Annotated in this window: 19 protein-coding genes; 10 read left to right on the top strand and 9 right to left on the bottom strand. The window is 71.6% G+C overall.

Annotated features, from left to right (window positions below; all coding sequences use genetic code 11):
• Positions 1-212: 212 nt before the first annotated feature.
• Genes IFR14_RS17220 through IFR14_RS17205 form a run of 4 tightly spaced genes read right to left on the bottom strand, consistent with a single transcriptional unit; the run spans position 213 to position 4,631 of the window.
• The gene (locus tag IFR14_RS17220; protein ID WP_085512707.1) at positions 213-1,262 is read right to left on the bottom strand and encodes a LacI family DNA-binding transcriptional regulator; all 1,050 of its coding nucleotides are present in this window, start codon (positions 1,260-1,262) and stop codon (positions 213-215) included.
• A gap of 59 nt (positions 1,263-1,321) precedes the next feature.
• On the bottom strand, positions 1,322-2,281 hold the full coding sequence (locus IFR14_RS17215) for a sugar phosphate isomerase/epimerase family protein (RefSeq protein WP_191941743.1): 960 nt from the start codon (positions 2,279-2,281) through the stop codon (positions 1,322-1,324).
• The gene (locus tag IFR14_RS17210) at positions 2,278-3,465 is read right to left on the bottom strand and encodes a dihydrodipicolinate synthase family protein (RefSeq protein ID WP_191941742.1); all 1,188 of its coding nucleotides are present in this window, start codon (positions 3,463-3,465) and stop codon (positions 2,278-2,280) included. Before IFR14_RS17210 ends, IFR14_RS17215 begins: the two co-directional genes overlap by 4 nt.
• Complete coding sequence (locus tag IFR14_RS17205; RefSeq protein ID WP_191942129.1) at positions 3,462-4,631, bottom strand: Gfo/Idh/MocA family protein; 1,170 nt, start codon at positions 4,629-4,631, stop codon at positions 3,462-3,464. Before IFR14_RS17205 ends, IFR14_RS17210 begins: the two co-directional genes overlap by 4 nt.
• Before the next feature lie 358 nt (positions 4,632-4,989).
• Here IFR14_RS17205 and IFR14_RS17200 point away from each other — a divergent pair, with 358 nt between their 5' ends.
• The 6 genes from IFR14_RS17200 (at position 4,990) to IFR14_RS17175 (ending at position 12,174) form a co-directional block, all read left to right on the top strand.
• Positions 4,990-5,946, top strand: coding sequence for a carbohydrate ABC transporter permease (locus IFR14_RS17200; RefSeq protein ID WP_079706748.1), 957 nt, complete (start codon positions 4,990-4,992; stop codon positions 5,944-5,946).
• Entirely contained in the window at positions 5,939-6,865 is a 927-nt protein-coding gene (locus IFR14_RS17195; RefSeq protein WP_079003233.1) for a carbohydrate ABC transporter permease, read from the top strand. Before IFR14_RS17200 ends, IFR14_RS17195 begins: the two co-directional genes overlap by 8 nt.
• Positions 6,866-6,982: 117 nt before the next feature.
• On the top strand, positions 6,983-8,296 hold the full coding sequence (locus tag IFR14_RS17190) for an ABC transporter substrate-binding protein (RefSeq protein ID WP_191941741.1): 1,314 nt from the start codon (positions 6,983-6,985) through the stop codon (positions 8,294-8,296).
• Positions 8,297-8,351: 55 nt separating this feature from the next.
• A complete protein-coding gene (locus tag IFR14_RS17185; protein WP_191941740.1) occupies positions 8,352-9,362 on the top strand; it encodes a DUF6807 family protein in 1,011 nt (336 codons plus the stop codon).
• Complete coding sequence (locus IFR14_RS17180; RefSeq protein ID WP_191941739.1) at positions 9,359-10,720, top strand: Gfo/Idh/MocA family protein; 1,362 nt, start codon at positions 9,359-9,361, stop codon at positions 10,718-10,720. The genes IFR14_RS17185 and IFR14_RS17180 overlap by 4 nt, the downstream gene beginning before the upstream one ends.
• Positions 10,717-12,174, top strand: a complete 1,458-nt coding sequence (locus tag IFR14_RS17175; protein WP_191941738.1) for an acetylesterase — start codon at positions 10,717-10,719, stop codon at positions 12,172-12,174. Before IFR14_RS17180 ends, IFR14_RS17175 begins: the two co-directional genes overlap by 4 nt.
• Before the next feature lie 681 nt (positions 12,175-12,855).
• Here IFR14_RS17175 and IFR14_RS17170 read toward each other — a convergent pair.
• From IFR14_RS17170 to IFR14_RS17155, 4 genes are all read right to left on the bottom strand, one after another.
• A complete protein-coding gene (locus tag IFR14_RS17170) occupies positions 12,856-14,547 on the bottom strand; it encodes an aldehyde dehydrogenase (NADP(+)) (RefSeq protein WP_191941737.1) in 1,692 nt (563 codons plus the stop codon).
• An 82-nt stretch (positions 14,548-14,629) separates the two neighbouring features.
• Entirely contained in the window at positions 14,630-15,724 is a 1,095-nt protein-coding gene (locus IFR14_RS17165; protein ID WP_191941736.1) for a mandelate racemase/muconate lactonizing enzyme family protein, read from the bottom strand.
• A 2-nt stretch (positions 15,725-15,726) separates the two neighbouring features.
• The gene (locus IFR14_RS17160; protein WP_191941735.1) at positions 15,727-16,668 is read right to left on the bottom strand and encodes a 5-dehydro-4-deoxyglucarate dehydratase; all 942 of its coding nucleotides are present in this window, start codon (positions 16,666-16,668) and stop codon (positions 15,727-15,729) included.
• A gap of 14 nt (positions 16,669-16,682) precedes the next feature.
• Positions 16,683-17,651, bottom strand: coding sequence for an NAD-dependent epimerase/dehydratase family protein (locus tag IFR14_RS17155; RefSeq protein WP_191941734.1), 969 nt, complete (start codon positions 17,649-17,651; stop codon positions 16,683-16,685).
• A gap of 126 nt (positions 17,652-17,777) precedes the next feature.
• Between IFR14_RS17155 and IFR14_RS17150 the strand changes: the two genes are divergently transcribed.
• The 4 genes from IFR14_RS17150 to IFR14_RS17135 are packed head-to-tail and all read left to right on the top strand — an operon-like array spanning position 17,778 to position 23,125.
• Entirely contained in the window at positions 17,778-19,802 is a 2,025-nt protein-coding gene (locus tag IFR14_RS17150; protein ID WP_191941733.1) for a DUF6807 family protein, read from the top strand.
• On the top strand, positions 19,799-20,959 hold the full coding sequence (locus IFR14_RS17145; protein ID WP_191941732.1) for a Gfo/Idh/MocA family protein: 1,161 nt from the start codon (positions 19,799-19,801) through the stop codon (positions 20,957-20,959). The genes IFR14_RS17150 and IFR14_RS17145 overlap by 4 nt, the downstream gene beginning before the upstream one ends.
• Positions 20,956-22,008 (top strand): M24 family metallopeptidase, encoded by a 1,053-nt coding sequence (locus tag IFR14_RS17140; RefSeq protein WP_194719004.1) that lies wholly within the window; start codon positions 20,956-20,958, stop codon positions 22,006-22,008. The genes IFR14_RS17145 and IFR14_RS17140 overlap by 4 nt, the downstream gene beginning before the upstream one ends.
• A 4-nt stretch (positions 22,009-22,012) precedes the next feature.
• On the top strand, positions 22,013-23,125 hold the full coding sequence (locus IFR14_RS17135; RefSeq protein ID WP_191941731.1) for a glycerate kinase: 1,113 nt from the start codon (positions 22,013-22,015) through the stop codon (positions 23,123-23,125).
• Between the two features lie 25 nt (positions 23,126-23,150).
• On the opposite strand, the gene IFR14_RS17130 is transcribed toward IFR14_RS17135, so the two are convergent.
• Complete coding sequence (locus IFR14_RS17130; protein WP_191941730.1) at positions 23,151-24,194, bottom strand: NADPH:quinone reductase; 1,044 nt, start codon at positions 24,192-24,194, stop codon at positions 23,151-23,153.
• Positions 24,195-24,326 lie beyond the last annotated feature (132 nt).

Genomic DNA, 24,326 nt, shown 5'->3' with positions numbered 1-24,326 from the left:
CAGGAGTTGTGCGCGGGAACGAGTGCGCACCTCGGCTGTGCGGAGGCGAACGCGTCCCCTTCCGAGGACACCAGGCCCAGGGCGTGCTGCTGTCCGCAACTTCTGCTGCATGGCCCCAGGGCCACTGAGCCGGACGCTGCACGCCCCGATCGGGGCGAGCTGCAGGAGTTGTGCCCCGGTGAACGCGCCGGGGGAGGAGACCGGCTGGCGAGTCAGGCGCGCGGCGGCGTGCTCTCGCGGAGGAGGACCGTCGCGCCGACGGGCTCCGTCGTCGTGCTGTCCGTCGCCGGGTCGAGCGCCAGCCGCACGGCGTGCTCACCGACCGCCTCGAGCGGCACGGCGACCGTGGTGAGAGCCGGGGTGACGTCGCGGGAGGTTGCGATGTCGTCGTAGCCGGCGACCGCGAGGTCCTCGGGAAGGCGGAGTCCGGCCGCGCGGAACGCCGACATCGCGCCGATCGCCATCACGTCGTTGACGGCGAAGACCAGGTCGACGTCGTCGAGTCCCAGCTGCAGGAGTTCGGCGGCACCCTGGCGCCCGCCGTCGCGGGTGAACTCGGCCCGGACGATCCTCGACGGATGGATCGCGATGCCGTGCTCGGCCAAACCCTCCGCGAACCCGCTCACCCGCTCGCGGGAGGTCAGCAGGCGGTCGTCTCCGGCGATGACGGCGAAGCGGCGGTACCCGGCACCGACGAGCTCCCGGGCCAGCTCGCGGGCACCGGTCGCGTTGCCGAGCTGCACCGTGGCGAACGGGAGCGTCCGCTGCGAGACGAGGACGACGCGTCCGCCCGTCGACTCGTAGGCCGCGAGCTCATCCGACAGCCGGTGCTCCGATGCCACCCCGTCCCAGCGACTGCCCGTCAGGATGATGGCGCGTGGCCGCTGCCCGCGGAGCACCCGCACGAGTTCGAGTTCGCGCTCGTGGTCGCGGTGCGTGACGGCCATGGTCGTGGCGATGCGCTGCTCGTCGGCCGCGCGGATGGCCCCGGCCGCGATGGACGAGAAGTACGGGTCGGCGATGTCGCTGACGAGCAACGAGATCGTCGACGACAGCCCTTTCGCGACCGCCTGGGCCGACAGGTTCGGCGTGTAGTTCAGCCGGAGTGCGGCGTCGAGCACCCGCCGACGGAACGTCTCGTTCACCGTCCTGGTGCTCCCGTTGAGCGCGCGCGACGCGGTGGCGAGGGAGACCCCCGCCTCACGGGCGACGTCGTGCAGCGTCGGTGGGACCGGCGTCGCCCGGTGCTCGTCGACCGACATGGCGCTCCTTCGTACTGGCGGCTGCTGAGACACACTCTGCCACAGGGCGACCGCGGCGATCAGGGGTGGTGGATCGCGTCGTCGTCGTGGTCGAGGTGCGGGACGACCGTCGCCTGGAACGCGTCGACGGTGCGATCGACCACCTGCTGGAACGGGCTGTCCCAGATGTCCTGGTTGAAGAGCTCGACCTCGATGTCGCCGGTGTACCCCGCCGCCTCGACGGCACGGGTGAGCGAACCGAAGTCGACGACGCCGTCGCCCGGATAGTGCCGGGAGAGGAGGACGTCAGCGGCGAGTGGTGTCGCCCAGTCGCACGCCTGGTAGCTGGAGATCCGACCGGTCGCACCCGCGCGGGCGATCTGCTCGAGCACCTGCGGGTCCCACCAGATGTGGAAGGTGTCGACGACCACCCCGACGGCCTCCGGAGCGAACTGCTCGGCGATGTCGAGGGCCTGACCGAGCGTCGAGACGACCGCGCGGTCCGAGGCGTACATCGGATGCAGCGGCTCGATGGCGAGCTGCACGCCGGACTCGAGCGCGTGGTCGGTGAGCTCGCCGATCGCGTCGCGGACGAGTTCGCGGGCGCCGAGGAGGTCGCGGGATCCGGCCGGGAGGCCGCCGACCACGAGGACGAGGGCCGGGGCGCCCAGGGCGGCGGCCTCGTCGATCGCGGTCCGGTTGTCGTCGATCGACGTCCGGCGAGTCGGACCCTCGGGCATGGTGAAGAAGCCACCACGGCACAGGCTCGAGACGCGCAGGCCGCTGTCCGTGAGGAGGCTCGCCGAGGCTGCGACGCCGTACTCCTGCACGGGCTCGCGCCAGGCGCCGAAGCTCGTGACGCCGGCCGCCGTGACGGCTGCGACCGCCTCCGGGAGGGTGGCGTACTTGATCGTGGCCTGGTTGACCGAGAGTCGCGGGTGCGGGGTGGTGCTGCCGCCCGCCGGTCCCTCGGCCTGTCCCGCCGCTCCCTGACCTTGTCCAGCCGGTCCCTGAGCCTGTCGAAGGGCGGTGGCGCTCATCGGGCTCCTCCCTCAGTGGTCAGCGTGCCGACGACACCGGCCGTGCGCAGCAGGCCCGTCCAGCGCTCGGCGGCGAGGTCCGGGTGCTCGAGTGCGCCGGCCGCGTCGGCGAGGCGCACGATCTCCGACAGGTGCGGCAGGCTCCGTGCCGCGTGCAGGCCGCCGACCATCGAGAACGCCGGCTGGTGGCCGTTCAACCAACTGAGGAAGGCGATACCCGTCTTGTAGTAGTAGGTCGGTGCGGCGAAGATCTGCCGCGACAGGGCCTCGGTCGGTCGGAGGATCCGCTCGTAGGAGGCCGGATCGCCGGCGTCGAGCGCTTGGATCGCGGCGGACGCGGCCGGAGCGATCGCGGTGAACGCTCCGAGCAGGGCGTCGGAGTGTCCGACCGCGTCACCGGCGATGAGGTCGACGTAGTTGAAGTCGTCACCCGTGAACATCGTCGTGCCGGCCGGGAGGCGACGTCGGACGGCGATCTCCGCGTCGGCGTCGAGGAGGCTCATCTTGACCCCGGCGACGTGGTCGACGTGGTCGGTCATGATGCGCAGCAGGGTGTCCGAGGCCTCGGCGACGCCGCTTGCGCCGAAGTAGCCCTCGAGGCTCGGGTCGAACGCCGTGCCGAGCCAGTGCAGGACCACGGGTGCCTGCGCCGCCGACAGGACCCGGCCGTAGACGCGACGGTAGTCGTCGGCGGACCGCGCGGCCCTCGCCAGGTGTCGGCTGGCCATGAGCACGGTCCCGGCACCCGCGTCCTCGGCGAACGCGAGTTGTTCGAGGTAGGCGTCGGCGACCGCGTCGAGCGAGACGGTCTCGTCGGTGAGGTGGTCGGTGTTGACGCCCACGACGAGCGCGCCGCCGACGGAGGCGGCCTCCGCGGCGCTCCGGGTGATCAGCTCGCGCGTGGCGGCGGTGTCGAGCCCCATGTTCCGCTGGGCGGTGTCCATCGCGTCCGCGACGCCGAGGCCGTACGACCACACGTGGTGGCGGTAGGCGAGCGTCGCGTCCCAGTCGAGCTCGGCGGGCGCGCCCGGCACGTTGTCGCCCCAGGCCGTCGGCACGACGTGTGCCGCGGCGTAGGCGGTGCGGCTCGTCAGGGGAGTGGTCGGGCGCTCGGCCGTGACGGGCTCGCGGAGCTCCAGCGCGGTGACCGTGCCGTCGGTCGAGAGCAGCGGGACGGACGTCATCGTGCGACCGAGGCCTCGAGCGACGCCAGCTCCCCGTCCGCGCCGGCGGTGTCGCCCGTGCTTCCGAGCGTCACCTCGGGCAGGTCGAGGCGGCGGCCGGTGCGCGAGCTCTCGAGGCCGAGCTCCGCGAGCAGGACGCCGCGCGCGCCGGCGAGGAGGTCGTATTCGTAGGGGCCGTCCTCGACGACGTGGCGGAGGAACTCCTCCCACTGCGTCTTGAACCCGTTCTCGAACACGTCGTTCGTCGGCACGTCCTGCCAGTCGCCCGCGTAGTCGTGATCGTCGGCGAGGTCGGGGTTCCACACCGGCTTCGGCGTCACGTTCCGCGGCTGCACCTTGCAGCCGAAGAGACCGGCGACGGCGGAGCCATGCGTACCGTCGACCTGGAACTGCACGAGCTCGTCGCGGTCGACGCGCACCGTCCAGCTCGAGTTGAGCTGGGCGATGGCGCCGCCCTCGAGCTCGAAGACCCCGTAGGCGGCGTCGTCGGCGGTGGCAGCGTAGGCCTCACCCCGCTCGTCGAAGCGCTCGGGGATGTGCGTCGTCGCCTTCGCGTACACGGACTCGACCCGACCGAAGAGGTTCTCGAGCACGTAGCTCCAGTGCGGGAACATGTCGACGACGATGCCGCCGCCGTCCTCGGCGCGGTAGTTCCAGCTCGGGCGCTGCGCCGGCTGCCAGTCGCCCTCGAACACCCAGTAGCCGAACTCACCACGGACGGAGAGGATCCGACCGAAGAAGCCCGAGTCGATCAGGCGCTTGAGCTTGCGCAGCCCCGGCAGGTAGAGCTTGTCGTGCACGACGCCGTTCTTCACGCCCGCTTCGGCGGCGAGGCGTGCGAGTTCCAGCGCCTCCTCGAAGGTCTCCGCCGTCGGCTTCTCGGTGTAGATGGTCTTGCCGGCCGCGATCGCCTTGCGCAGCGCGGTGGCGCGGGCCTTCGTGACGAGGAAGTCGGCGTAGATGTCCCAGCGGGGGTCGGCGAGGACCGCGTCGAGGTCGGTCGAGGTGTGCTCGATGCCGTGCCGCGTGGCGAGCTCATCGAGGGTCGCCTGGTTGCGGCCGACGAGGATCAACTCGATCTGGCGGCGGGTGCCGTCGGACAGCTGCACGCCGCCCTGCTCCTGGATGGCCAGCAGCGACCGCACGAGGTGCTGCCGGTAGCCCATGCGCCCGGTGGCGCCGTTGACGATGATCCCGATGGTCTGCTCTGACACGGTGGCTCTTCCTCTGGTTCGTGTTCCGGTCCCGGCGGCTGCAGGCCGTCCGGAAAGCGTTTACCGGGTCACTGTAGAACGGCGTGCGGGGCCAAGGCAAGCGTTCGAACCGATTCGGTCGCAGGTGATCACAGATCGGACACGGATGCGGATTGAATCGTTGCATCGTCCGACGGGGCCGTGATAGAACTTGATGCAGCTCAGCCGGGAAACGCTTTCCGGGAAGTCATCAACGACGATCGACAAGGAGGTCCGACGTGGTCCGTGCAACTCCAGGGGCACCCAGGACGACACTCGCGAGGGGTGTTCGGTGAGCGCGCTCGGCGAGCTCCGCAAGCTCAGCGCCGGCAAACGCCCGCAGACGGCGGCCGAGAAGGCCTTCATCAAGAAGGACAACCGCCGCGACAACAAGGCCGCCTACCTGTTCCTCCTCCCGTGGCTCATCGGACTCGCCGTCATCACCGTCGGCCCGATGGTCGCCTCGCTCGCGCTGTCCTTCACGAAGTACAACCTGCTGCAGGCGCCGAAGTTCATCGGCCTCGACAACTTCATCCGCATGATGGGCGACGAGCGGCTCCACAACTCGCTCGGCGTCACCTTCGTGTACGTCTTCGTCTCGGTGCCGCTCCAGCTCGCCGCGGCGCTGGCCCTGGCCGCCCTGCTCGACCGCGGTCTCCGCGGCCTCGCGATCTACCGGTCCGTGTACTACCTGCCGTCGCTCCTCGGCTCCTCCGTCGCCATCGCGGTGCTGTGGAAGCAGGTGTTCGGCGGCGAAGGCCTCGTGAACCAGTTCATCGCGATCTTCGGGATCGAAGGCCGCAGCTGGATCGCCGACCCGTCGACCGCCCTCTCGACCCTCATCACGCTCAACGTGTGGACCTTCGGCGCACCGATGGTGATCTTCCTCGCCGGTCTCCGCCAGATCCCCGTCATGTACCACGAGGCGGCGCAGATGGACGGCGCGACGAAGTGGCAGCGCTTCACCAAGATCACCCTGCCGCTGCTCACCCCGATCATCTTCTTCAACCTCGTGCTGCAGATCATCCACGCGTTCCAGGCCTTCACGCAGGCCTTCATCGTGTCGGGCGGAACGGGCGGCCCGGCCGACTCGACGCTGTTCTACACGCTGTACCTCTACAACCGCGGCTTCTCGAACTTCGACATGGGCTACGCCTCGGCCATGGCCTGGTTCCTGCTCCTCATCATCGGAGTCTTCACCGCGATCAACTTCTGGGCCTCGAAATACTGGGTGAACTACGATGACTGACACGCTGACCACACGGTCCATCACGACGGACAGCAAGAACCGCAGTCGCGAGGCCAAGGAGGCCGAACGCCAGTACCGCCGCGCTCGTGGCTGGTCGCCCTGGAAGTCGGTCCTGAAGCACATCGGCCTCATCCTCGTCGGCTTCATCATGCTCTACCCGGTGATCTGGCTCGTCGTCTCCTCGCTCCGCCCGACGGAGGAGATCTTCCGGAACCCCGGCATCGTCCTCGACAGCTTCGAGGTGAGCAACTACAGCGAGGGCTGGAACACCCTTTCCGAGCCGTTCCACGTGTTCCTGCTGAACTCCGTGCTCATCGTCCTCGGGTGCATCGTCGGCAACCTCGTGTCCTGCTCGATGGCCGCCTACGCCTTCGCCCGGCTGAAGTTCAGCGGCAAGCGCTGGTGGTTCGCGGCGATGCTCATGACGCTCATGCTGCCGATCCACGTCATCATCGTGCCGCAGTACATCATGTTCTCCCAGCTCGGCTTCGTGAATACGTACCTGCCGCTGATCCTGCCGAAGATCCTCGCGACCGACGCGTTCTTCGTCTTCCTCATGGTGCAGTTCATCCGCGGCATCCCGAAGGAACTCGACGAGGCGGCACGCATCGACGGCTGCGGCCACCCCCGCATCTTCGGGGTCATCATCCTGCCGCTCATGGTGCCGGCGCTCGCGACGACCGCCATCTTCACCTTCATCTGGACCTGGAACGACTTCTTCAGTCAGCTCCTGTACCTGACGAAACCGGAGATGTACACGGTGCCGCTCGCGCTCCGGGCGTTCATGGACGCGCAGTCGTCCACCTCGTGGGGGCCGATGTTCGCGATGAGTGTCGTCTCGCTCCTGCCGATCTTCCTCGTCTTCCTGTTCGGTCAGCGGTTCCTGTTGAAGGGCATCGCGACGACCGGCGGCAAGTGAGGCCCGACCCACCGATCAGCACCACCGAAGCACCAGTACCAGACCACCAGCACCAGACCCAGCACCACCGGATCCAGCAGCTCCGGATCCGGATCGATCGATTCGAAAGGGAACAGTATGAGCATCAGCAAGCACGGCAGAGCCGCCGGCTTCATCGCGACGGGAGCCGTCGCAGCCCTCCTCCTCGCCGGCTGCAGCGCCGGGGGCGACGCCGCCACCGAACTGTCCGACGAGCCCGTCACCCTCCGCTTCACCTGGTGGGGCAACGACGCCCGCACGGCGGCCACCCAGGAGGTCATCGCGGCCTTCGAGAAGGAGTATCCGAACATCACCATCGAGCCGCAGTTCACGGACTGGGCCGGCTACTGGGACAAGCTCGCCACCGAGACGGCGGCGAACGACACCCCCGACATCATCCAGATGGACGAGAAGTACATCGCCACCTACGGCGACCGGGGCGCGCTCCTCGACCTCAACACGGTCACCGACCAGCTCGACCTCGGCGACTTCCCCAAGGAGACGCTGACGTCCGGCACGGTCAACGACTCGCTCTACGGCGTCCCCTCGGGCATCACGAGCTACTCCTTCGTCGTGAACCCCGACCTCCTCGCCTCGGCCGGCATCGAGATGCCCGACGACGAGACCTGGACGTGGGACGACTTCACCGAGCTGAGCGAGCAGGTCTCGGCAGCCGGCGGCGGATCGATCTACGGCTTGCAGCCCTTCGGCTTCGAGGACGGCGGCCTCAACAACTGGGCCCGTCAGCACGGCGACGAGCTGTACAACGACAAGGGCGAGGTGTCCATCAAGCCGGAGACCCTGTCCTCCTGGTGGACCTACCTCCTCGACCTCGTGAACGCGGGAGCGACGCCGTCGCCCTCCGCGATCATCGAGAAGCAGGCCGGTGGGCTCGCCGAGTCCTTCACCGCGACCAACTCGGCTGCGTTCGCCCCCTGGTGGAACAGCCAGCTGACGGCCCTGACCGAGGCGAGCGGGTCGCCGCTCGAGCTCCTGCGGGTGCCGACGGTGGACGGCGGCGCCGATGGTTCCGCGTACTACAAGCCGTCGATGTACTGGTCGGCGTCCGCCCGGACCGAGCACCCTGCCGAGGCGGCGCTGTTCATCGACTTCCTCGCCAACAGCGAGACCGCGGCCGACTCGCTCCTCACCGAGCGCGGCGTCCCGGCCAACACGAAGATCCGCGAGTACATCACGCCGAAGCTGGCGGAGACCGACCAGGCGGTCGTCGAGTTCCTCGACGGGCTCGCCGACGACATCGGTGAGCCGCCGACCGTCACGCCCGCCGGTGGCAGTGCGATCGAGGCGCTCGTGAAGCAGTACACCGAGCAGGTCCTCTTCGGGAAGAACACGCCCGACCAGGCCGCCGAAGGGTTCATCAAGGACCTCAAGGCCGCGGTCGCAGCCGGCTGACCCGCCACAGCCCCTCGACCGGCAGCTCCATCACCGCTTCATCCGAGGGGATCCCGTGACGACCGAACACCGCCCCCGTCCGACCGGTCTCGCGCTGACGCACGAGATCGGTTCGGCCATCACCGTCCACCTCGACGGGACCGACATCCTGCGGTACACCTACCGTCCGGACACGGTCCAGCGCGAGTCACCGAAGCCGTATCTCCACCCGGTGCGGACCGCCGGCGGAGCACTCGTCACCCTGGCCAGACCGCACGACCACGTCTGGCACACCGGTATCGCGTGGGCCCTCCCTCACGTCGGCGACGACAACTTCTGGGGCGGCCCGACCTTCACCGGGACCGCCTACGAACAACTCGCGAACAACGGCCGCTCCGAGCACGTCGCGGTCACGGACGTCCGTGCCGACCCGGGCGAGGTGCGGTTCGCGCACACGCTCGCCTGGATCACGGAGGACGGTCGGCACGTCGTCGACGAGGAGCGAGCGCTCACGGTGCGACCGGCCGCCGGCGACTGGACGCTGACCTTCGAGACCCGGATGCGCAACGTCTCCGGCCGGGACCTGTCCATCGGGTCGCCCACGACGAAGGGGCGGGAGAACGCCGGCTACGGCGGGCTCTTCTGGCGCGGCCCACGATCCTTCACCGGAGGCACCGTCCACACCCCTGACGGGAGCGGCGGCGAGGAACTCCGCGGCACCCGCCACGCGTGGATGGGGTTCACCGGCCTCCACGACGGAACGGCCGCGGCGTCGAGCGTCGTCATCGTCGACGACGTGCGGAACCCCGCGCACCCGCCGCAGTGGTTCGCACGCACCGAGGAGTTCGCCGGCCTCTGTCCGGCCCCGTTCTTCAGCGAGGAGCTGCCGTTCGGCGCCGACGAGACCCTCGCGTTCCGCTACGCCGTCGTCGTCGCCGACGGTGCAGCCGGTGACGGGCGGGCCGCTGCGCTCGCCGCATCCGGTCGAGACGCGCTCGAACGGTCGCGTTCGGGCCGCGCCGATCACCACGACAACGCGCCGACCACAGCGCTCGCCGCACCGACCCGGAAGGACCCACACGCATGACCACGCCCCGCGAACGCTACGCTCTCATCGGCACTGGACACCGCTCGCAGATGTACCTCGACGCCATCACCGGCCCGCACGCCGACGTCGCCGAGCTCGTCGCCTGGAGCGACAGCAACCCCGGCCGGCTCGACCACTACGAGGCTGTCCTCGCCGAGCAGGGTGTCCCGCTGCCGGCTCGATACGGCCCGGACGACGTCGAGCGGCTCATCGCGGAGCAGCGCGTCGACCGGGTGATCGTGACGACCCCTGACTTCACGCACGCCGAGGTCGTCTCGCGCGCGCTCCTCGCAGGCGCCGACGTCGTCGTCGAGAAGCCGCTCACCATCGATCGCGAGGGCGTCGAGCGCATCGCGGCGGCCGTCGCCGAGAGCGGCCGGAACGTCGTCACGACCTTCAACTACCGCTACAGCCCGCGGAACTCGGAGCTGCGCCGCATCGTGCAGGACGGTGGTATCGGACGGGTGACGAGCGTGCACTTCGAGTGGGTGCTCGACACCGTGCACGGCGCCGACTACTTCCGCCGCTGGCACCGCGAGAAGGAGCACTCCGGCGGGCTCCTCATCCACAAGGCGTCGCACCACTTCGACCTCGTCAACTGGTGGATCGGGGCTCGGCCGGCCTCCGTCTACGCCGCCGGAGGACTCCGCTTCTACGGTGACGCCAACGCGGCCGAGCGCGGGCTCGCGGCGCGTCCGGGGCGTGGATCGGTACCGGACGACGCCGAGGCGGCGGCTCGTGGTCGCTCGACCGACCCGTTCGCCCTCGACCTGCGTGACGACCCGCGGCTCGAGTCGCTCTATCTGCGGGCCGAGCAGCACGACGGGTACCTGCGCGACCGCGACGTCTTCTCGCCCGGGATCGACATCGAGGACAACCTGTCCGTCCTCGTCGAGTACGACGGCGGCGCCTCGCTCAGCTACTCCCTGAACGCCCACGCGCCGTGGGAGGGGTACCGCGTCGCCGTCAACGGGACGGAGGGCAGGGTCGAGCTCGAGGTCGTGGAGCGCGCCTCCGTGCTCGTGGGGGCCGACGGGCGCGTCGTCCTCGACCCGAGTCTGAGCGGCGACGGCGAGACCGCGGACGACGCCGTGTCCGTCGCGCCGGTGCGCTCGCGTGGGGAGCGCCTCGTGCTGCAACGCCACTGGGAGGAGGCCCGCGAGATCGAGATCCCCGAGGGCGTCGGTGGACACGGCGGCGGCGACGCGTTCCTGCTGCGGCACCTCTTCGACCGCGTCACCGAGGACGAACTGGGACGGCCCGCCGGCTACGACGACGGCGTCCGGGCGATCTCGGTCGGCATCGCCGGGAACGAGTCGCTGCTGACCGGGCGTCCGGTGGCGACGATCGCACCGTGAGCAGCGGCTCGGAGGCCGGGTCCGGCGCCGACCCGGACGTCGGGTCGACCCCGGCCACTGAGCCGGTGACCGAGCCCGCCCAGATCGCCGAGTCCGTCCCGGCCGGTGAGTCTGTTCCGGTCGCCGAGCCTGTCGAGGTTCGGTCCCGGACAGAGTCGGTCCCGGTCCCGGATGCTGCCGTGCGGGACGATCCCGTATCGGTCGCCGGCCACGTCCCGGTCGTGGACCAGGTCCCGGTCACCGAGCCGGTCGAGGTGCGGTCCCGACCGGTCACAGCGCCACCTGCGCGCGACCCCGGTCTGCGGGCGCTCGCCGCCCGCTTCCGCGAGTCGATCCGGGGCGTCAGTACCGCAGACGGATCGCTCGACGCCACGCGCACGCGCCTCGCCGAGGTCCTCGGCCTCCTCCCGCGACCGGCGCAGCCCGAACCGGCCGAGGATCTCGGATGTTGGACCCGTGACGGCGTCGACGGGGTCGAGCTCCGCTGGTTCACCGGGTTCGGCGCACCGACGTCGGCGTGGCTCCTGCGTCCGGCCAGCGAGAGCGGCGTGCTCCCGGGTGCGCTGGCGCTGCACGACCACGGTGGGTTCACCCGCGTCGGGCGGGAGAAACTCGCGGACGGACCCGATGCCGTCCCCGCGACGTCGACCGTCACGCGCGAGGAGGTGCAGGCGTTCCGCGACCGCTACTACGGAGGCCGCGCCGTCGCGTCCGACCTCGCGCGTGACGGGTTCGCGGTGCTCGTCCACGATGCGTTCGGGTGGGGCTCCCGGCGGATCCCGGACGAGGCCGTCGCCGAACGCTTCCATCGGACCGTCGACCTGCAGCTCGCCGGTCGTCGGGCTGAGTCGATCCGACGCGGGATGGAGGTCGCGGCGGTGTCGGCCGGGCAACGGTCCGAGCTCCTCGCGGCTGTGAACGAACCGCAGCTCGCGAAGGAGCTGGGCGTCTTGGGCACGTCGTTCGCCGGGCTCGTCCTCCGCGACGACCTCATCGCGCTCGACCAGCTGGCGGCCACGCCCGGGGTCCGTTCCGGCGCCCTCGCGTGCTTCGGCCTCTCCGGTGGTGGTGCCCGGGCCGTCCTCCTCGCTGCCATGGACGACCGGATCCGTGCTGCCGGCGTGGTCGCGATGATGTCGACGTTCGACGGTGTGCTCGACGGGCACGCCGATCAGCACTCGTGGTCATTCCTCTCACCGGGACTGTCACGGGTCGGCGACTGGCCGGAGCTTGCATCCCTGCGGCCCCGCTTGCCGTTGCTCGTCCAGTACGCCGAGCGCGACGAGCTCTTCGAACCGTCCGGTATGCGTGAAGCGCACACGATCCTCACGGAGCGGTACCGGTCCGGTGGCGAGCGCTCGGCCTACACGGGCACCTTCCACGACGAACCGCACAGCTGGTCCGCGCCGATGCAGGCCGAGCTGCGCGCCTGGCTCGCCGCCGCCCTCGCCTGACTCGCCCTGGTTTCGTCCCCAACTCAGGAGACGTTTGGTGTGTCGTACCCGGGCTGAAGCGGCGCGCCGGAGGAGTCCTGAGTTGGGGACGGCGGTCACGGTGTTCGCAATTCAGGATGGTTGCGGTGTGTTGGGGTCTGGAACGTGGCTGGGGTGGGTGGCGCGCCGGGTGCGTCCTGAGTTGTGAACGTGGGCGGTGGGGTGTCCCCAACTCAGGAGAAGTCCGGTGTGTCGGGGCTGGGTTGGGGCGGCGCGCCGGGGGAGTCCTGAGTTGGGGACGGTGGTCGCGGTGTTCGCAGTTCAGGACGGGTGCGGTGTGTTGGGGTGTGGGACGGGGCTGGGTGGGTGGCGCGCCGGGTGGGTCCTGAGTTGTGAACGTGGGCGGTGGGGTGTCCCCAACTCAGGAGATGTCGGGTGTGTCGGGGCTGGGCTGGGGCGGCGCGCCGGGGGAGTCCTGAGTTGGGGACGGTGGTCGCGGTGTTCGCAGTTCAGGACGGGTGCGGTGTGTTGGGGTGTGGGGCGGGCGCTGGGGTGGGTGGCGCGCCGGGTGGGTCCTGAGTTGTGAACAGGGGTGGGTGTGGGCGGTGGGGTGTCCCCAACTCAGGAGATGTCCGGTGTGTCGGGGCTGGGCTGGGGCGGCACGCCGGGGGAGTCCTGAGTTGGGGACGGACAGGACGCTGGTCAGGCGCGGGCTGGGACGGGGAGTTCGAGGGCGCCGTCGACGCGGCGGGGTAGACCGAGCGGGTTCGCTTCGTGCAGGGCCTCGGGGAGCACGCGCTCGGGTGCGTCCTGGTAGACGATCGGGCGCTGGAAGCGGCGCACCGCCGACGCGCCCACCGAGGTGTGGAGCGAGGTTGTCGCCGGCCACGGTCCGCCGTGGTGCTGCGCCCAGCCCACAGCGACACCCGTCGGCCAGCCCCCGAAGAGCACCCGGCCGGCGATCGGCTCGAGCCGTGACACGAGACCGGTGATGTCCTCACCGGGCGCGGCGTGCACGGTCGCCGTGAGCGCGCCACCGACCTCGGCCAGGACCGCGTGCAGCTCGGCGTCGTCCGCGACCTCGATGACGAGCGTCGCCGGTCCGAAGATCTCCTCGAGCAGGACGTCGGGCGCGTCGAGGACCGTCGCGGCGGTGGTCGCGAGGACGGTCGGAACGCCGGAATCCGCAGCCGCCGTCTCGCCGCCGAGGAGCGTCCGCACCCCGGGATGGCCGGCGGCGCGAGCGGTGCCCGCGGCGTACGCCTCGGCGATGCCCGGCGTCAGCATGCGCCCGGCGACGGCGTCCGCCGCGGCCTGCGCGACGAGCTCGGCGAACCCACTGCCGCTCGGCACGAGGACGAGGCCGGGGTTCGTGCAGAATTGCCCCACCCCGAGCGTGAAGGACGCCGCCAGCCCGCGAGCGAGGTCACGCGCCGCTTCGCCCTGCAGTGCGGCCTCGGTGATGACGACCGGGTTCGTGCTGCCGAGCTCGCCGTAGAAGGGGATCGGGGCCGGCCGCTGCGACGCCAGGTCGAACAGTGCGCGCCCGCCGGCGAGTGAGCCGGTGAACCCGACCGCGGTGATCGCCGGGTGCTGCACGAGGGCGGTGCCCTGCTCACGACCCTCGACGAGCGCGAACGTGCCCTCTGGGGCACCCGCCGAGCGCAACGCCTCGACCACGATCGTCGCGGTCAGTCGTGAGAGCCTCGGGTGGGCGGAGTGCGCCTTCACGACCACCGGACATCCGGCCGCCAGCGCCGACGCCGTGTCGCCGCCGGCCACCGAGAACGCGAACGGGAAGTTCGACGCGCTGAAGACCGCCACCGGCCCCGTCGGCCGAAGCATCCGTCGCAGCTCCGGCTTGGGCGGGGTGGCGGAGGCCTCGGCGTGGTCGATGACGACCTCGAGGAAGGCACCGTCGCGGAGGACGGCGGCGAACAGCCGCAGCTGGCCCGTCGTCCGCGCGACCTCGCCTGTGAGGCGCGCGGTCCCGAGGTGGGACTCCTCGTCGGCCAGGGCGACGAGCTCGTCGACCCGTCCGTCGAGGGCATCGGCGACGGCCTCGAGCCAGGCGGCGCGCGTTGAGGGCGCGGCGGAGGCGAGCTCGGAGGACGCCGCGGCTGCCGCCGCGGCGACCTCGTCGACGGTCGGAACGGCGGCACGTCCCGCGCCGGACGCGGCGTCGCCAGTGTGACCTGCGGGCGTGACGGTGTCGCCGCCGAGGCCCACGCTGCTGCTGCTGCTGCTGCTGCTGCTGCTGCTGCTGCCGCCGCCGCCGTTGCCGCTGCCGTCGGTGTGGTCGATACGGCCGCCGACGCGGTCCGAGTCGTCGGTGCGCGCCCTGGCGGGGGTGGTGCGGTCGATCGAGCCAGTGCTGTGGTCGGTGTCGTGCATGGTGGTGACTCCTCGAAGGATGCGGGTACGGCTGGTGATGGTCGGGGCGTGTGGCCGGCTGGCAGGCGGCCGGGCGGACGGGTCAGCCCGCGACGGCAGTGGTCTCCGCGGCCCGGTCGCGGATGACGAAGCCGAGGCCGGGTCGCTGCTCGACCTGCACCGGGCCCCCGGCGATGGTGACCGGCCCGGGCGGGTCGATGGCGCCGATCGCCACGAAGCCCGCGTCCTCGACGTCCTCGACCTCGGTGACCTGCGGGAGGGTGAGGGCGAGCTGACCGGAGAGGTCGGGGAGCAGGTGCGGGGCGAGCGTCAGCCCGGCGTCGTCGATGAGCGCGGCGATCGCGAGGAAGGGGGTGATGCCGCCGACGCGCACCACGTTCGGCTGCAGGACGTCGGCGACGCCACGGTCGACGAGGTCGCGGAACCGGTGGATCGTGTGCACGTTCTCGCCCAGAGCGATCGGGATGTCGGTCGCCTGACGCAGCCGTTCGTACCCCGCGGTGTCGTCGGAGCGCAGCGGCTCCTCGATCCACGCCGGGTCGACGACGCCGAGCCGTTCCAGGGACGAGACCGCTTGGTCGACGTCCCAGCGCTGGTTCGCATCGATCATGAGCCGGCGGTCCGGTCCGAGCAGTTCGCGCACCATCGTCACCCGGTCGACGTCCTCGGCGAGGTCGGGCTTGCCGACCTTGATCTTGACGGCGTCGTAGCCCGCCGCGATCCACCGTTCGACCTGCGCGGCGAGCGAGGCGGCGTCGAGGTGGAGGTTCACGCCGCTGCCGTACGCCCGGACCGTGTCGCGTCGACGGCCGAGGAGGTCGGGGAGACCGAGACCGGCCCGTCGCCCACGGAGGTCCCAGAGCGCGGTGTCGAGCCCGGCGAGCGCGATCGTGGTGATCCCGCCACCCCCGGCCTCGTGCAGATGCGCCCACAGCCGCGGCCACAGCGCTTCGGGGTCGGTCGTCGCTCCGAGGGCGGCGGCCGTGATGTCGTCGTCGAGCAGCGCCCGGACGGCCGTGGCCCCGATCGTCGGCGTCCACGTGAAGCCCGAGCCGGTCGCCCCCTCGTCATCGACGACGTCCACGCGGATGAGATGCAGCCACGGCGCCTCGGGCACCCAGGGGCGTGGCATGGCGAACCGGCCGAGCGAGGTGGTGATGGAGGCGATCCCGGGCATCGTCAGCGCCCTGCGGCCAGCGTCGCGTGCTCGGCGACGAGGTCGGCGCCGGTCGCGAGGAGTGCCTCCAGGCGGTCGGTCTGCTCGGGCGTCGGGTCGACGAAGGGCGACCGCACGGAACCGACCGGCAGGCCTCCGAGCCGGACGCCGGCCTTGATGAGTGACACGGCGAAGCCGGGGGTCTCGTCGCGGAGGGCGACCAGTGGACGGTAGAACTCGCGGAGCAGGCGCTCGCGCAGCGGCTCATCGTGCTCGGTGTACGCGCGGTAGAACAGCGTCGCGAGCTCCGGCAGCATGGCGAAGACGGCCGAGGAGTAGAGCGGGATGCCGATGCCGCGGTAGGCGGCCTGCGTGAGCTCGGCGGTGAGGAGGCCGTTGAAGAAGGCGAAGTCATCGCGTCCCTCCTCGTGCACCGCCAGCACGATGTCCTGGGCGGCCGCGACGTCGCCGACGCCGTCCTTGAAACCGACGACCTGCGGGTTGCGGGCGAGGTGGCGCATCGTCGCCGTCGTGTACCGGGCGTTGTTCCGGTGGTAGACGATCGCCGAGAGGCTCGTCGCCGAGAGGACGTCCTCGACGTACGCCTGTAGCCCGGCCGCCGGCCCGGAGACGAGGTACGGCGGCATGAGCAGGATCGCGTCGGCTCCCGCCTCTTCGGCGGCCACCGCGAGTTCCTTGGCGGTCGCCACGCCTCCTCCGGCGCCACCGATGACCGGGACGGCGCCGTCGACGACCTCGACGGTCCGTCGGACGACGCGGGCGGCCTCCGACGGCGACATCGCGTGCAGCTCGCCGGTGCCGCAGGCGGGGAACACCCCACCGGGCCGGTGTTCGAGTCGCGACTCGAGGTGGGTGCCGAGGAGCCCAAGGTCGACCTCGCCCGCGGCGTCGAAGGGGGTGATCGGGAAGTACAGGACGCCGTCGAAGGCGAGTGGTGCTGGCATGGTGGAGGTCCTCGTCATCGTGGGGCTGGGGCTGGAACAGGAGTGGTGGCCGGCTGGCCGGTGTCGGCGGCGAGCAGATCGGTGAGCCGGGCAGCCTCGGCGGGGCTGAGTGCGGATCGCCAGTCGTGCTCCGGGCGCCACCCGAGATGGGCGGTGGCCTTCGCGCTGCTGAAGGCGGCGGCTCGGTCGACGAGTCCGTCGGCGAATCCGGCGGTGCTCGGGACCTGCGCGGGCAGCAGGGTGAACAGGGGTGCGAGGGCCAGGGCGTCGTCGGCGCCGACGAAGTACACCTCACCGGAGTGTCGGGCTTCGGCACGATCGATCCAGGCGGCGACGAACCGGCCGGCGTCACGCGCGTCCACGTAGTTGTAGAGGGAGACGGCCGCGAGCGCGGGATCGGCGAGCCGGTCGACGATGGTGTGCCCCTGCTGCGTCGGCGCCCCCTCCCACTCCTCCGGAGAGACGACGAAGCACGGCCGGAACGCACCGGTCACGACGGCGTCGCCGTGGGCTCGGGCGAGCATCGCGACCGTCGACTCGATCGCGACCTTCGACAGCGCGTAGGCGTTCCACGGGGCGACCCGGTGCTCCTCGGTGATGGGGAGCGCCTCGGGCGTCCACCCGTGCGGGGCGCCGTAGCCGATGACGGTCGGGCTGCTGGCGGCCAGCAGCCTGGTCGCCCCGGCGGCGATCCCGGCGGTGAGGGCGGTGAAGGCGAGCGTCTGGTTGGTCGACAGGATGACGTGCTCCGGCGCGCTGAAGGGCACGGCGATCGCCGCCAGGTGCACGACGGCGTCGGGCCGCAGGGTGGCGAAGAGCTCGTGGGTGGCGTCGTGGTCGAGGAGGTCGGCGGTCCTGCCCTCGACGCCGGGGAGTCCGGGGTCGGTCCGATCGACGGAGACGACCTCGTGGCCTGCTTCGGCGAGGGCGCTCGCGACGCTCCGCCCGAGTCGTCCTGCGCCGCCGGTGACGATGATGCGCATCGGTGTCCTCTCTGACCACGTCCGGGTCGACCAGGCCGACCGCGCCAACCGGGAAACCGGTTTCTCAAGGTGAGCCTATAGGATGATTGATGACGGCACCACCCGTGACGAGTTGAACGAGGATGTATGAGCAACCGGTTCCCCAGTGCTGGACCGACACCGACGATCTCCGACGTCGCCGAGCAGGCGGGCGTCTCGAAGGCCACCGTGTCGCGTGTACTCAACGGCAAGGCGACCGTCGACGCGACGATCGCCGACCGCGTCCTCGCCGCGGTCGACGCCCTCGGCTACCGGCCGAGCATGCTGGCCCGAAGCCTGTCGCTCGGCCGCACGAACACCATCGGGGTCGTCGTGCCCGACCTCGAGAACCCGATGTTCCAGGAGATCCTGCGCGGGGTCACCCGGGCCGCGGCGGCCGACGGCTACCGCGTCCTCGTGACCGACACTGAGGAGGACCCGGCAGACGAGGCTGCGGCGGCCCGCGAAGCCCGTCGTCGCTGCGACGCGATCGTCCTCTGCTCACCCCGCCTGGCCGAACCGGAGCTTCGAGCGCTGCTCGCCGAACTGCACCCGGTCGTGCTCGTCAACCGCGAGCTCGCCGACTCGCCCGTGCCGTCGGTGTCCATCGACTACGCCAGCGGCATGGAGCAGGTGCTCGCCGAACTGCACGCACTCGGGCACCGGCACATCCTGTACCTCGCGGGGCCCGCCGCGAGTCAGGGTGATCGCCTCCGACGGGTCGGGATCGCCCGCGCACGCTCGGACCACGACGACCTCTCCGTCGACATCCTGCCGGCCGGATCAGCGCTGGTGGACGGCGCGGCGGTCGTCGACACGGTGCTGCAGCACGACGCGACCGCCGTCGTCGCCTTCAACGACCTCGTCGCCCTCGGGCTCGTCTCGGCGCTCCGCGGTGCCGGTGTGTCCGTCCCCTCGGCGCTCAGTGTGGTCGGCTTCGACGACATCCCGTTCGCGGCGTTCGCGGTGCCGGCGCTCAGCACGGTGTCCGTCCCGCGACGCGAGCTCGGTGCCGAGGCGTGGATCAGACTGCGCGACACCATCGGCGGCGCAGAGGGTGGACACCCACTCGTCTTCCGACCGCGGTTCGTCGCCCGGGAGAGCACCGCCGCCCGCCCGGCCGCGAGTCCGTCGGTCTGGCAGGGAACCGAGCAGGCCCCTTCGTCACCGGAGCTGACCGCCCGGCTCGGCGACCGCGACGTCCTCGTCCTCCACGACGGCAGCGGCGTCGAACCGACCGACGCCCCGCGACCGTTCGCACACCCCGTCACCTCACTCGGCGGGACCGTCGTCACGGAATCCGCTCCCGACGACCACCCCCACCATGTCGGCCTCTCGATGGCCGTCGCCGACGTCGACGGCGTCTCCTACTGGGGCGGTCGCACCTACGTCGCCGGGCAGGGGTCGACGATGCTCGACAACCACGGTGTCCAGCGCATCACCGAGACCGAGGTGGACGCGGGTGTGCTGCGTCAGTCGCTCGACTGGATCGGACGCGACGGGACGACGCAGCTGCGGGAGTCGCGCAGCACGGTCGTCGAGGAGTTCGCCGTGCCTGGCGTCGGGAGCGGGAGGTCGGCGCTCCGCGTCGCCGTCTCCAGCGTCATCCAGACGACGGGATCGACGGTGACGATCGGATCGCCGGCCACGAACGGCCGCGAAGGCGCCGGGTATGGCGGATGGTTCTGGCGGCTGCCCGCGGACGCCCACCGGTCCGTCCTCAGCGCTGACGGACCGGGGGAGTCGACCGCGCACGGCTCGCGTGCGGCGTGGGTCGCCTTCGTCCTCGACGCCGACGGGAGCGCCGACCCGGATGCGAGCGACACCACCGAGCCCGCCCCGACGCCGGCTCGACGCCCCACCACGGTCCTGTTCCGACAGCCCGCAGCGAACGCCTTCCCCTGGTTCCTCCGCGCGGCCGAGTACCCGGGTGTCGGGGTCTCGCTCGCCGCCACCACCCGCACCACCATCACCGCCGGCACCCCGCTCGTCACCGGTCTGGAGGCGGTCGTCGTCGACGGCACCCTGGACGCGGAGCAGGCGGACGCCATCCACCGCGCGCTCCTCACCGCCGAGGAACGCGGCACCGAACCGCGCAGCACTGAACCGCGCAGCACAGGGAGTGACGCATGACCAGCACCGACCGCACCACCGCTCCGACCGTCGTGGTCGTCGGGATCCATGGCCATGGCGCCAGCCACGTGGCGGCAGCCAGGGCGCTCGCCGCGACCGGCGCGATCCGCCTCGTCGGCCTCGTCGACCGGACCTTCACCGAGGAGGACCGCGCAGCCGGGGACGCACCGCTCCGCGACTCGCTGGAGGAGTGCTTCGCCGCCGGGCGGGTGGACGTGGTCATCCTCTCGACCCCGATCCACACGCACCTGGACTTCGCCGTCGCCGCACTCGAGCACGGCGCCGACGTCCTGCTCGAGAAGCCGCCGGTCACCTCGAACGACGAACTCGACCGGCTGCAGGCCACCGCCGCCCGGACCGGCGGGCTCGTCCAGGTCGGGTTCCAGAGCCTCGGATCGCACGCGATCGGCGAGATCGCCGACGTCGTCGCCAGCGGGGAGATCGGGGCCGTGAGAGCACTCGAGGCGAGGGGCACCTGGGTCCGCACCGTCGGGTACTGGACGCGTGCCGCCTGGTCTGGCAGGCGCACGCTCGACGGCACACCCGTCGTGGACGGCGTCGTCACCAACCCCTTCGCGCACGCGGTCCAGACCATGCTCCGACTCGGCGGCACGACCGACCGCGCGGCGATCGCCACCATCGACCTCGACCAGTACCGGGCGAACGACATCGAGGCCGACGACACCTCGGTCGTCCGCATCACCCCGCAGCGCGGCCCGATCATGACCGCGGCGCTCACCCTGTGCGCGCAGGAGACGACCGACCCGGTGGTCACGGTCCACGGGGAGCGCGGCTCGATCCGGTTCCACTACACGCGCGACGAGGTCGAGGTGTTCGTCGACGGCGTCACCCTGCGACGGTGGACGACGGGCCGGACCGACCTGCTCCCCGACCTCCTCCGCGCGCGCGAGGCGGTCCGGGCGGGTGAGGACGCCGCACTCGTCAGCTCCCTGGCCGACGCGTCCGCCTTCACCGCCGTCCTCGACGCGGTCCGGTCGGCCCCAGCGCCGCACCGCATCCCCGCTGATCTCGTCGAGTGGCTCGGGACGGGCGATGAGCGCCGGCCGGTGATCCCGAGGATCGAGGAGCTGGTCGCGGAAGCGGCCGCCACCGGCAGCACCTTCGCCGAGCTCGGGACCGATTGGGCCCGGCGATGAACGACGAGCGGCCCGGGCCGGACGAGGACGACCGCCGTCGCAAGCACGCCCGACTCGTGACGCTCCTGGAGGCCCGCGGAGCCGGCACGATCGTGCTGCGGTCCGCCGCCGCGATCAGCTGGTACCTCGACGGTTCGCGCGTCCACGTGAGCCTCGCGGCCGACCCGATCGTCGCGGTCGTGGTCTCGCCGAGCGACGCATGGCTCGTCGCGACCTCCAACGAGGTGGAGCGGCTGCAGGCCGAGGAGCTGCCCGACATCCGCGTTCGGACGGTGCCGTGGCACACGCCGATCGACGCGGTGCTGCCGAGTGGGGTCGGGGTGCTCCAGGAGGCCGACGTCACTGCCGAGCTGCGCGCCGCACGTGCGTCGCTCCTCCCGGCCGAACTCGCGCGCTTCCGTTCGCTCGGGCGGGAGACGACGTCGGCGCTCGAGGCGCTCGTCGATGAGCTCGACCCCGCCTGGACGGAACGCGCGGTCGCGGCGGACCTCGCCGGGCGCCTCGTCGCGGCCGGGATCGACCCGCTCGTCCTTCTTGTCGCCGGTGAGGGCAGACTCGCCCACCGGCACCCGCTGCCGACCGAGGGGCGACTCGGCTCCCGGGCCATGCTCGTCGCCTGCGGCCGCCGCGACGGGCTCATTGTGAACCTCACGCGGTGGTTCGACGAGGGCGGCACCCCGGCGGAGCCGTTCGCCACCGACATGCACCGCATCCGTGCCGTCGAACGCGCCTACCTCGACGCCACCGTGCCGGGCGCCTCGCTCGCCGACATCCTCCGGACGGGGAGTGCGGCCTACGCCGAGCAGGGCTTCGACGCCGACGAGTGGACGAAGCACCATCAGGGCGGTGCGGCCGGCTACGCGGGACGCGATCCGCGCGCCACGCCTGAGGCGACCGACGTCGTCCAGCCATGGCAGGCCTTCGCCTGGAACCCGACCGCCCCCGGCGTGAAGGTCGAGGACACCGTCGTGGTCACGCCCGACGGTGTCGAGGTGCTGACGACGAGCGCGGCCTCGACCCGCCCGACCCCGTCCACCGTGGGAGGCTGAAGGCATGACCCGGCACATCGTCATCGCACCGGATTCATTCAAAGGCACGGCGACCGCCGCGGAGGTCGCCGAGGCGATCGCCGAGGGGTGGCGGACCGTCCGGCCCGATGACCTCCTGCAGTCGCTCCCGATGGCCGACGGTGGCGAGGGCACGCTCGACGCGTTCGCGGCAGCCGTTCCCGGCGCTCGTCGGCACCCGATCACGGTCACCGGCCCGGTCGGCGACCCGGTGGACGCCGAGTGGCTCGAGTTGCCCGACGGTTCGGCGGTCGTGGAACTCGCGCAGACGAGCGGCCTCACCCTCCTCGACCCCCTGCAACCGTTCGCGGCGCACACCGTCGGCTTCGGTGAGGCCATCGCGGCCGCGCTAGACCACGGTGCCCGACGGCTGCTGCTCGCGATCGGCGGAAGCTCCAGCACGGACGGCGGAGCCGGGCTGCTCACCGCGCTCGGGGCGCGGCTGATGGACGCCGACGGTGGACCGGTGGCGCCCGGCAACGCCGGACTCGCGACGCTCCGCGACATCGACACCGCCGGACTCCGTGCGCTGCCGCCGGACGGCGCGGTCATCCTCAGCGACGTGACCAACCCGCTGCTCGGCGACCGCGGTGCCGCTGCGGTCTTCGGTCCGCAGAAGGGTGCGACCACTGCGGACGTCGCGGTCCTCGACGCCAACCTGGCCCGGTTCGTGAGCCGCGCTGCGGACGCGTTCGGGTCGGACCGAGCGACACGAGCAGCGGTCGAACCCGGCGCCGGTGCCGCGGGCGGTGCGGGCTACGCCCTCCTGCTGTGGGGCGCCACCGCCACCTCGGGCGCGCGCGGCGTCGGTGAGGCGATCGCCCTCCCGGAAGCGGCCGCGACGGCGTCGATCGTGATCACGGGCGAGGGCCGCTTCGACGACCAGACGGCCGACGGCAAGGTCGCCTCCTGGGTCGCCGGGCTCGCGGCGGACCGGACCATGCTCGTCGCCGGGGCGATCCAGGCGCCCACCGAGGGGATCTTCCTCGCGGCGGCATCGCTCACGGAGCTGGCCGGCGGCGTCGAGGCGGCGATGGCCGAACCGCTCGTCCACCTGCGTGCGGCAGGGGCGGCACTGGCCACCCGGTACCGCCCCTGATCACCTCACCTGGCGGTGACGTACGTCATGCGGTGACGTCGATGAGGACCTTCCCGACCGTGTCGTCCTCGACGGCGGCGTGGGCCGCAGCCGTCTCGGCGAGGGGGAACACCGTCAGCGCCAGACCGTGGTCTTCGCCGACGTCGAGCGCGCCGTCCTCGATCGCGGCGGTGATGTCCTCGGCTGCGGCGTGGAGCGCGGCGTCGCCGACCGTGTAGAGCAGCATGAACTGCAGCCGCGTGTTGAGCCCCATGTGCGGACGGATGTCGAGCGTGATCGAGTCACCGCCGTTGTTCGCGTAGCTGACGACCGTGCCGCGCGGGGCGAGGACCGCCTGGTCGAGGGGGAGGTTCTGCGCGATCGCGACCTCCACGACGAGGTCGACGCCCTCGGGTGCCACCTCGCGGATCGCCGCGGCGGTGTCGCCCTCGCGGTAGTTCACGACGTGGTGCGCTCCCGCGGCGGTCGCGAGGCGGGCCTTCTCGTCGCTGCTGATGGTGCTGATCACCGTCGCGCCCGCCCAGCGCGCGAGCTGGATCGCGGCGTTGCCGACGGCCCCGGCGCCGCCCTGGACGAGGACCGTCCGGCCGTCGAGGGCTCCGGGGGCGAGCCGGGTCGGGCCGTCCTGCGCGACGGTGAGGGCGCGGTGCGCGGTCATCGCGGGGACGCCGAGGCTGGCGCCGAGTTCGAATGACGCGGCGTCGGGCAGGGGGACCACACGGGAGACGGGCTGCACCGTGAACTCCTGGGCCGTGCCCAGCGGGCTCTCGTGCGCCGCGAGGTACACCCAGACGCGGTCGCCGACGGCGAAGGTGGTCGTGGACGCCGCGTCGCCGGCGGCGGGGCCGACCGCGTCGATCACGCCAGCACCGTCGAGGTTCGGGACGACCTCGGGGAAGGGCATGCCACCCGAGGGGCCGCCGCCGCGCCTGGTCTTCCAATCGGTCGGGTTGACACCGGAGAACGCGAGCTTGACGCGGACCTCGCCGGGGCCGGGCTCGGGGAGCTCGCGCTCGACGAGGTGCAGGACGGACGGGTCACCGTTGGTGGAGTAGACGATCGATCGCATACCGGGGCCAACGTCTCCGCCCCGCCGAAGATTCCGCGGTGGCACTTCGACAGGCTCAGTGACCGGGAGGGGGATATCCGTTCCCTGAGCTTGTCGAAGGGCCCCCGGGTGGCGTTGCGGGTCTGAGGGCTT

Source organism: Plantibacter sp. CFBP 8775 (genome assembly GCF_014839505.1).
Taxonomy (GTDB): domain Bacteria; phylum Actinomycetota; class Actinomycetes; order Actinomycetales; family Microbacteriaceae; genus Plantibacter; species Plantibacter auratus.
Note: the sequence above shows the minus strand (reverse complement) of the source record. Positions and strands in the feature narration are given on the sequence as shown.